Consider the following 755-nt stretch of genomic DNA (forward strand, 5'->3'; position numbering starts at 1 on the left):
AGCCGCGCACCTTGACCTGGTGGTCGGTGCGGCCGAGGAACTCCACGGTGCCGTCGGAGCGGCGCCGGGCGAGGTCCCCGGTGCGGTACATCCGGGCGCCGGTGTCGTAGGGGTCGGCGACGAAGCGTTCGGCGCTCAGTGCCGGGCGGCCGAGGTAGCCCCGGGCCAGGCCGGGACCGCTCAGGTACAGCTCGCCGGGCACGCCGACCGGCACCGGGCGCAGCCGGGCGTCCAGCAGGTGGGCGCGCAGGTTGGACAGCGGGCGGCCGATCACCGGGCGGGCGACGGCGCCGTCCAGGCGGTGGTGCAGGGCGTCGACGGTGCACTCGGTCGGCCCGTACAGGTTGAACACGACGGTGTCGGGCGCGGCGCTCAGGGTGGTCCAGAGCTGCTGGCCGCAGGCTTCGCCGCCGATCATCAGCACGGCGGGCGGGGCGACGGTGAGCAGTCCCTCCTCGACCAGCCGTTCGGCCAGCGCGGGGGTGACGTCCAGGGTGTCGGCGCCGGTGCGGGCCAGGTAGCCGACGATGCCGGCCGCGTCGCGGCGCAGGTCGTCGTCGAGCAGGTGGAGTTCCTGGCCGGCGACCATCCAGAGCACCGCTTCGAGCGAGGTGTCGAAGGACAGCGAGGCGGTCGCGGCGAAGGCGAACCGCCGCCCGGGGTGGGCCTGTTGGGAGGGGGCGAGGGTCCCGGCGCGGTGGAAGGCGAACAGGTTGGCGAGGCCGCCGTGGCGGACCACGACGCCCTTGGGGCGT

Annotated in this window: 1 protein-coding gene; it reads right to left on the reverse strand. The window is 75.4% G+C overall.

Annotated elements, in window-relative coordinates; translation table 11 throughout:
* On the reverse strand, positions 1 to 755 hold a 755-nt coding region (locus VR45_RS41200), incomplete at both ends, for an AMP-binding protein (protein WP_045945110.1).

It is taken from the genome of Streptomyces sp. NRRL S-495 (assembly GCF_000966955.1).
Taxonomy (GTDB): Bacteria; Actinomycetota; Actinomycetes; order Streptomycetales; family Streptomycetaceae; genus Kitasatospora; species Kitasatospora purpeofusca.